This is a genomic window from Syntrophothermus sp., from assembly GCF_013314835.1.
Taxonomy (GTDB): domain Bacteria; phylum Bacillota; class Syntrophomonadia; order Syntrophomonadales; family Syntrophothermaceae; genus Syntrophothermus; species Syntrophothermus lipocalidus.
This window is the reverse complement of the sequence record NZ_JABUEX010000074.1, coordinates 1-8,415: the sequence shown is the minus strand read 5'-3', so window position 1 is coordinate 8,415 and position 8,415 is coordinate 1. Positions and strand designations below refer to the sequence as shown.

Here is an 8,415-nt window from a genome sequence, read left to right as displayed (position 1 = left end):
TGGACTGTTTCGATTAAGAACTGGGGATTGATTCTATCCCAACTGATAATCCTGTTCAAGGAAAGAGTCGAGCCCTACCTATGATTTAGTTACTAAATGGGGTTTACACAAATAACTTGACAGACCCGCTGATTCCTGGCTCTGGGAATAGTGATTTCTTACCAAATGCACAGTGACATCGTTATTTTTGATTAGTTTGAGGTGCACTTTCCTGTATCAAGCCGGTGTTATGGCTGAAGAGCTGATGACTATTTTCTTTCCTCAGCATCAAGAAAATCACCTGGTTTATAATAAAATCTGTGTATATCAGTGTAAATCCGTGTACATCTGTGGCTATCTCTAAAAAGCTCTGCGTTAATCAGCGTCTAAATCAAATAAGTTAAAGCTTCCTTAAGGGGGCGGAACTGTTGGGGCGTATTTTGGACACCATCGATTCCCCGTCTGACCTGAAAAATTTAAAAGTACCACAACTTGAAGAGCTGGCGGGTGAGATCCGAGAGATTCTAGTGAACACGGTAGCAGAAAATGGAGGGCATCTGGCAGCTAACCTGGGTGTGGTGGAGCTAACTTTGGCTCTCCATCACGTGCTCGATACGCCTAGGGATAAAATAATTTGGGATGTGGGGCACCAGTGCTACACTCACAAGGTAATTACTGGAAGAAAGAACGAGATTCACACCCTGCGTAGATTTAAAGGGTTGAGCGGTTTTCCTAAGGTGGAGGAAAGTATATACGATGTTTTCAATACCGGTCACAGCAGCACATCTATTTCTGCAGCCTTGGGAATGGCGTTGGCCCGAGACCTGCAACGGGAAAGGTTCAGGATCGTAGCGGTTATTGGGGATGGTGCTTTGACCGGGGGCATGGCTTTTGAAGCCTTGAACCACGCCGGGCACCAGGGATGTGACCTTACGGTTGTGCTGAACGACAACGAGATGTCGATCTCTCGAAATGTAGGGGCTTTATCCACTTATCTGAGTAATCTGCGGAGCGATCCCGCCTATTTTCGCCGCAAGGCAGAAATCGAAAGCTGGGTACAACGTATTCCGGGGATTGGACCGAACATCGTCCGAGTGGCAGAGAAACTCAAAGACTCTTTAAAGTACCTGATCGTTCCGGGAATGCTTTTTGAAGAGCTAGGATTTACCTATATCGGTCCGATTGACGGGCACAACCTGCAGGACTTGATTACTGTTTTGGGCAAAACCGGCGGAATGAAGGGTCCGGTGCTTATTCATGTTATAACCCAGAAAGGAAAGGGATATGAGCCGGCTTTAGCCAAACCAGATGAATTTCACGGTATCGGGCCTTTTAACGTTGATACTGGGTTACCATTGAAACCGGCTTCTGTAACTTATACCCAGGTGTTCGGCGACTTCATGGTCCAGAGGGCGAGCCAAGACCCTCGGGTAGTGGCGATAACCGCAGCCATGACCAGCGGCACCGGATTGAGTGATTTTGCTCGTCGTTTTCCAGACCGGTTTTTTGATGTGGGTATATGTGAACAGCATGCTGTGACACTAGCTGCGGGGATGGCCCGCATGGGTTTGCGGCCGGTTGTGGCCATCTACTCGACGTTTTTACAAAGAGCTTATGACCAGATCGTCCACGACGTCTGTCTCCAGAACCTGCCGGTTGTATTCGCAGTTGATCGAGCAGGCTTGGTGGGGGAAGATGGGCCTACTCACCACGGGGTATTTGACCTGTCTTACCTGCGGCATATTCCCAACCTGGTAGTTATGGCTCCCTCCGATGAAAACGAGTTAGCCGATATGCTCTATTCGGCTTTCAGTTATGACATGCCGGTGGCCGTGCGTTACCCGCGGGGAAGCGGGGAGGGCGTAGGAGTCAAGAAGGAAAGGAAGCTTATTCATCTACCTCAAGCTCGCATCATTAGAGAGGGAAGAAATATGCTTTTTCTCGGTATTGGCCGGGGCGTGGGCTTGGCCCTTCGGGCGGCCGAGATATTACAGGAGCAAGGGATCGAGGCCTCAGTGGTAGATGCCCGGTTCGTCAAACCTCTTGACCGGGAATTGTTGGGAAGCCTGTTGCGACAATTCGAGAGAGTGGTTACGATCGAGGATAACGTTCTTCAAGGAGGATTCGGATCGGCTGTGCTTGAGATGGCTGCTGATCTGAGAAGGCACTGCAATATTCTGCGTGTAGGAGTGCCGGACCGGTTTATAGAACACGGCAGTGTGGATGCCCTTTTCGGCGAGTTAGGGATGGATGCAAGCGGTATAGTAGCCAAGGTGATGGAAACGTGGCCGGAACTGACGCGAACCGGAGGCTGGAGGATATTGAGATTTGGTGAAAAGTAGGTTAGATACCCTTGTACATGACCGAGGACTAGCGCCCACCCGGGAGAAGGCTAGAGCCTTGATCCTAGCGGGGAAAGTAGTGGTAAACGGGAACCGGGTAGATAAGCCTGGTACCAAGGTTCCGGTAGATGCGAATATCGTGGTGTTGGAAGGTGGGCTTACCTATGTGAGCCGCGGAGGGCTGAAGTTGGAAGGTGCGATCCGAGATTTCGGTCTTTCTTTTACGGGCAAAAGGGTTCTGGATGTTGGAGCTTCTACCGGCGGTTTTACGGATTGCGCGCTGCAGCACGGAGCCCTTTCGGTGGTTGCTCTGGATGTCGGTTACGGCCAGCTGGATTGGCGTTTGCGCAACCACGAACGGGTACTGGTTAAGGAGAAGACGAATATAAGGAATTTTTCTTTAGAAGACCTGGGAGAGCCGGTAGACATTGTCACAATAGACGTGTCTTTCATTTCTCTCGGGAAAGTTTTGCCGGCGGTATCTTCCCTGGTACGCGAGGGAGGAGAAATAGTTGCCCTGGTGAAACCCCAATTCGAAGCTGGCCGTGACCAGGTGGGAAAAAAAGGGGTCGTTCGCTCGCGCGAAACCCATAACCACGTGATATTAAAAGTCATTGAATCGGCGGTCGGGCTTGGGTTGTCGGTACGAGGGGTCACTTATTCCCCTTTGACTGGGCCGAAAGGAAACATCGAGTATTTTTTGTACCTCGTGAAAGACGGGCAAGGGCAAGCCGTTTCTGCCCGTGACATAGAAAGGGTTGTAGAGAATGCCCACAGGCAATTGGGGGACACAGGATGAATATAAAAATCGTTTTTAAGAGCACTAAAGAACAAGCACGTGTCTTAGCCCGCAATCTTGCGAACAGGTTACGCAGTTATGGGGCCGTGGCTTGGACGGAAGATGAAGTCCCACCCGATGCGGGTGCAAGGCCGGATGTGGTTGTGATACTGGGAGGTGACGGTACTATTCTGCGGGCAGCTCGCCAGTATGGTCCTCAAGAAATACCTATCCTCGGAGTAAACCTGGGGCAAGTTGGTTTTCTGGCCGAACTACGTGCCGAAGACCTGGACCAGTATCTGCCTCGTTTGTTGGCCCGGGACTATACAGTGCAAGAAAGACTCATGCTAAAGGTAACAATAATGCCGGCCGGGGGATCACCCGTCTCATACCTAGGGCTGAACGATGCGGTGCTGCGGGCGGAAACCGCCAGGGTGGTCGAGATATCGGTCGAAATAAATGGCGAACCGTTGGGCCTCTTTCGCGGAGATGGGCTCATAGTGGCAACACCAACAGGGTCGACTGGCTATTCGCTAGCAGCTGGTGGTCCAGTGATACTGACAGAGGTGGAAGCACTCCTTCTGACTCCCATTAATTCATTTTCATTGTCTAGTCGCCCGCTGGTTATGCCTGCGGACAGTGTTATCAGGATGCAGGTGACAGGTTTGCGCAAAGCTGGTCTGACTGTGGACGGGCAGGTTGAGGTTTCGATGGAACCGGGAGAGATGGTGGAGATAACCAGGGCCGATACGGTTGCCAGGCTGGTCAAGATGAAAGACAAGACCCTGGCAGAGGCGCTAGGGGCCCGACTCAGGCGGGGGGAAGGCAGTTTGGCATGAAAAGCGGTTGGCCCAAAAACGCCGTAGAAATGGCCCACGTGTTGATACATACGGTGGTGGAACAGGGAGACTTTGTGGTAGACGCCACCTGCGGCAACGGGAAGGATACAGTCTTTTTGGCCCGTTTGGTTGGGGAAAAAGGAAAGGTTCTGGCTATAGACGTTCAGCCGCTGGCAATGGAGCGCACCAAGAGTCTGCTGCAGAAGGAAGGCTTGGGGTCCAGGGTCACATTGGTTCGAGATGACCACTCTTTGATCCGCCATTATTTGAGAGAACCGGTAAAAGCGGCGATGTTTAATCTCGGTTATCTTCCGGGCGGGGATAAGCGAGTGGTTACCCGTCCCGAGACTACGATTGCAGCGATGCGGGAAATTCTGTCGGCAGTAGTCCCGGGAGGGCTGGTAACGGTAGTAGCTTACACAGGCCATCCTGGGGGGGTCGAGGAGTTGGAAGCGCTGTTGAGTTATGTGCGAGGTTTGCCTCAACACGAGTTCAGCGTTATGCAAAGCTGTTACATCAATCAAGTCCACCATCCTCCCCAGCTTATCGCAGTCGGGAAGAACAGGGGTGACACCTGATGAAAGCCAGGAGACATTTCGCGATCATCGACATCGTGTCCAACCAACGTATGGAGACGCAGGACGAGCTGTGCGAGGAACTGCGCCGTAGGGGGTTCGAAGTGACCCAGGCTACGGTTTCCCGGGATATTAAAGAACTAAAACTCATCAAGGTGCCGGATGAATGGGGCTATCGTTATGCTGTTCCCAAGTCGGCAGCCGGGCATTACTCGTACGACCGCATGAAACGCCTTTTTGCCGACGCTGTAGTAGCAGTAGAGCGAAATGAAAGCTTGATCGTCATCAAGACCTTGCCTGGCACCGCGCAAGCGGTAGCCTCAGCTATCGATAACTCCGAAATCGAAGGTGTACTCGGTACTGTAGCTGGTGACGATACCATTTTGGTTGTAATGAAGGCGCGCAAGTATCTGAGACAGGTATTTGGCCGTTTCAAGGAGCTCATCGGAGAAAAGTAGTTCTGGATCGGTGGTGGCTCTTTCATAGTGGAGCGTTACTGGGAGGGTTTGAGTACGCCGATGCTGCGCGAAATTTACATCAGGAATCTCGTACTCATTGAGGAATTGAGGCTGGAATTCGGCCCGGGGTTGAACGTGTTTACCGGAGAAACGGGGGCAGGCAAATCCATTGTCATCGACGCTTTGGGGCTTCTCACCGGTGAACGCATGAGCACTGATCTGGTGAGGGACCCGTCTCAAAAAGCGGTGGTAGAAGCCGTGTTCTCGTTAGAAAACTCTTCTTTGAAAGAATACCTTGTCCAGGAAGGGTTTATCGAAGAAGAAGACGATTATCTTGTTCTGAGACGGGAAATAGGTGAGGCAGGACGTGGTACGGTCAGGATTAACGGGCGTACCGTAACTGTCAGCCGCTTGAAGTCCTTGGGCGAGTTTCTGGTAGATATTCACTTGCAACAAGCCAACCAACTGCTGCTTGAGCCCAGAATGTACCGGCACTACTTAGACCGGTTCGGTTCTTCAATCAACCCTCTATTGCAGGAGGTTCGGAGGCTTTACGACCGATGGCATGAGATAAGAAAAGAACTGGATGAGCTGGTTGAAGGGAAAAAAGAAAGACTAAGAGAGCTCGATTTTCTTCAGTTCCAGATAAAAGAAATAGAGTCGGCGCAGCTGGCTAGGGGCGAAGATGCGGAATTAGAAGAAAGATATAGGCGCCTGCGCGATGCGGAAAGACTCCGTCGGGGAACGGAAGATATTTACAGTTTTATATATGGAGGAGCAGGTTACCAATCAGCGTATGACCTGGTAGCGCTGGCTATAGAAAAGGCTCAAGAAGTCCGGGATGATGCTTGTTTGGCGGAAGTTTATTCTTTGCTGGAAACTTGTCTTTATAACCTAGAGGATATCAAGGACAAGTTAGCGGCTTTTCAAAAGAACTTGGAAGCGGACCCGCAGGAGTTGGAACGCATCGAAGAGAGGTTGGAAACCATCAACCGCTTGAAGAAGAAGTACGGGAGCAGCATCGAGGAAATATTCGGTTTCTTAGAAGAAGCACGGCGCAAGAGCGAGCATCTGCAAGGCAGTGAGGCCAGGATTGAGGAGCTGGAAAACGATGTCCGGGACCTGGAGAAGGCTTATTTGCATCAAGCCCGACTACTATCAGAACAGAGGCAGAAGGCCGCGCAAAAGTTGCAGGTTCGGGTGTGCGAAGAGCTTTTGGAACTCGGTATGCCTGGGGTAAGACTGGAGGTAAAGGTTACTCCCGTCGAGACGTGGGGCCGAGAGGGGATCGACCAGGTAACCCTGATGTTTTCGGCTAACCCGGGAGAGGAACCTAAGCCCCTGGGGCGGGTGGTCTCGGGCGGGGAACTGTCCCGGCTGATACTGGCTCTGAAAAAGGTTTTGGCCGAAGCTTATGATGTTCCTACTTTGGTTTTTGACGAGATCGACGTAGGGGTAGGAGGCAGTGCCCTCAACGCCATGGCCAAGAAACTGTTCGAGCTCTCTCTCTATCACCAGGTGTTGCTTGTCACTCATTCGCCCCAAATCGCAGGCTTGGCTGATGAGCACTTTCTTTTAGAAAAATCGGTAGAAAGAGGGGTAACCGTTACCCAAGCCCGGAAGCTCGATCAAGAGGAGAGGGTTTCGGAAATTGCCAGGATGTTATCGGGTGACCCCCCATCCCTTGTGTCATTTCAACATGCCCGTGAGATTCTGACTTCGGGCATTGAGTTGAAAAGGAAAATCCGCAAGGCGGGCATAGAACAAAGTCCAAAAGGACAAATTAAACCTGTCGATAACCTCCCTAGGAGTGAAGTTGAGTGAGTCCAACTTATCGGCAGGTATGCGGTATCCTGCTTGCACTAGCAGTAGCAGTGTGCTCGTTGTATCCCCCCGTTCGAACCATCCTTTCGTTACCTGATTCCCAAAGTATTGTAGTAGGAGAAAAACTTACTCTTCCTTTACAAGTACCGGCACGATTACGGAGTGCCTTTGAAGTGAGCGTGCGCGGACCTTCGCGCACCGTATTTTCGCCGCCTTCCGACCAACCCGTGACGGTGGACCAAGAGGAAACAAGTTACGATATACTTGCGCTAAGGCCCGGACAAGCCGATGTAGAGCTCAAACTGGGGAACATACCTTTGAAGTCGATAAAAGTTGAATCCCTGGCCCCGCGACGGTTGGTGCCGGGAGGTCATTCAATAGGTGTGCTTCTCAAATCTCGAGGAATCATGGTAGTGGGCTATGCACCTGTGCTAGACCAAAGCGGGGAGAAGGACTATCCGGCCAAGGAAGAAGGGGTTGAAATCGGGGATGTGATAATCGCCGTCAACGGACGTGCGGTTTATACCGAAACCGAACTGGCAGAACTCATAGATCAGGCGGGTAAGGAGAATCAGCCTCTAAACCTAACATTGAAGAGAGGCGAAAACCAAGTCAAAGTAGAAGTCTCCCCTAGCTTTTGTTCAGAAACCAACCGCTATCGCATTGGCCTGTACGTGCGAGACGGAGTCGCCGGGGTTGGAACTTTGAGCTTCTGGGATCCGCTTACCGGTAGATATGCGGCCTTAGGCCACATAATCGCCGACGTCGATACCAGAAAGGGAATCGATGTTCGCCAGGGCAAAATCGTAGGCGCTTCCGTTCAAACCATTCGCCCTGCTCAACCTGGTCGACCAGGAGAGAAGATAGGGCTGTTTGATCCCGAGAGTCTCTTGACAGGGGATATCGAAAAGAACACCTTTGCCGGGGTATTTGGGACAACGCAAGAAGTAAAGAACCCGCTCTTTGCTTATCCGCTCGAAGTCGGTTATGCTCATCAAGTCAGGGAGGGAAAGGCTTCAATCCTTACGGTTATAAACGGGAACGAGATAGAGTCTTTTGACATAAGCATCGAAAAGGTATATCCGAGCCGACAGAACGGTAAAGGAATGGTGATTCGGATCACAGACCCAAGACTGCTTTCGGTCACGGGTGGGATAGTCCAGGGAATGAGCGGCAGCCCGATTATTCAGGATAATCGTATCGTGGGAGTGGTGACGCACGTATTCTTGAATGACCCTCAGCGCGGCTACGGAACGTTTATGGACAGCATGCTGAAGGAACTGGAAAGCATGGGGAGCGGGTTAAAAAATTTTCGACAAAATGCGAGCTAGTATAATCAAGAAGAAACCCAATAATTTCCAGCTCGGGCCTTTAATAAAGGCAGTTGAAACGTTCTTGTTGCAAGAATGCATGGCATTTAATGGTATCGAGCTGCCTGTCATGTAGGATCCTGGGCGAATTTGCGGTAAGGATTGAAGAGGAAAGTTCGAGGCGGACGTCGAAGAACACAATAAACTTCGATAGGTAAAATTATGAATATCTAATCTTAGAAAAAGGGAGGGGAAGATTGGCTGTGAATATGCTAGATAATCCAATAAATGTCGTATTAGCCGACGACAA

The 8,415-nt window shown here is 50.9% G+C and carries 7 protein-coding genes; all 7 read left to right on the top strand.

What is annotated here, in order from left to right; translation table 11 throughout:
* Positions 1–407: 407 nt before the first annotated feature.
* Genes dxs through spoIVB form a run of 7 tightly spaced genes read left to right on the top strand, consistent with a single transcriptional unit; the run spans position 408 to position 8,126 of the window.
* Entirely contained in the window at positions 408–2,321 is a 1,914-nt protein-coding gene (gene dxs, locus HPY90_RS13840) for a 1-deoxy-D-xylulose-5-phosphate synthase (protein ID WP_287195338.1), read from the top strand.
* The gene (locus tag HPY90_RS13835; protein ID WP_287195337.1) at positions 2,308–3,120 is read left to right on the top strand and encodes a TlyA family RNA methyltransferase; all 813 of its coding nucleotides are present in this window, start codon (positions 2,308–2,310) and stop codon (positions 3,118–3,120) included. Before dxs ends, HPY90_RS13835 begins: the two co-directional genes overlap by 14 nt.
* Positions 3,117–3,938 (top strand): NAD(+)/NADH kinase, encoded by an 822-nt coding sequence (locus tag HPY90_RS13830; RefSeq protein WP_287195335.1) that lies wholly within the window; start codon positions 3,117–3,119, stop codon positions 3,936–3,938. The genes HPY90_RS13835 and HPY90_RS13830 overlap by 4 nt, the downstream gene beginning before the upstream one ends.
* Entirely contained in the window at positions 3,935–4,516 is a 582-nt protein-coding gene (mnmM, locus tag HPY90_RS13825; RefSeq protein ID WP_287195333.1) for a tRNA 5-(aminomethyl)-2-thiouridylate-methyltransferase MnmM, read from the top strand. Before HPY90_RS13830 ends, mnmM begins: the two co-directional genes overlap by 4 nt.
* The gene (gene argR, locus HPY90_RS13820) at positions 4,516–4,971 is read left to right on the top strand and encodes an arginine repressor (protein ID WP_013174624.1); all 456 of its coding nucleotides are present in this window, start codon (positions 4,516–4,518) and stop codon (positions 4,969–4,971) included. The genes mnmM and argR overlap by 1 nt, the downstream gene beginning before the upstream one ends.
* A gap of 27 nt (positions 4,972–4,998) precedes the next feature.
* Positions 4,999–6,795 (top strand): DNA repair protein RecN, encoded by a 1,797-nt coding sequence (recN, locus tag HPY90_RS13815; protein ID WP_287195331.1) that lies wholly within the window; start codon positions 4,999–5,001, stop codon positions 6,793–6,795.
* Complete coding sequence (gene spoIVB / locus HPY90_RS13810; RefSeq protein WP_013174626.1) at positions 6,792–8,126, top strand: SpoIVB peptidase; 1,335 nt, start codon at positions 6,792–6,794, stop codon at positions 8,124–8,126. Before recN ends, spoIVB begins: the two co-directional genes overlap by 4 nt.
* The last annotated feature ends 289 nt before the right edge of the window (positions 8,127–8,415 follow it).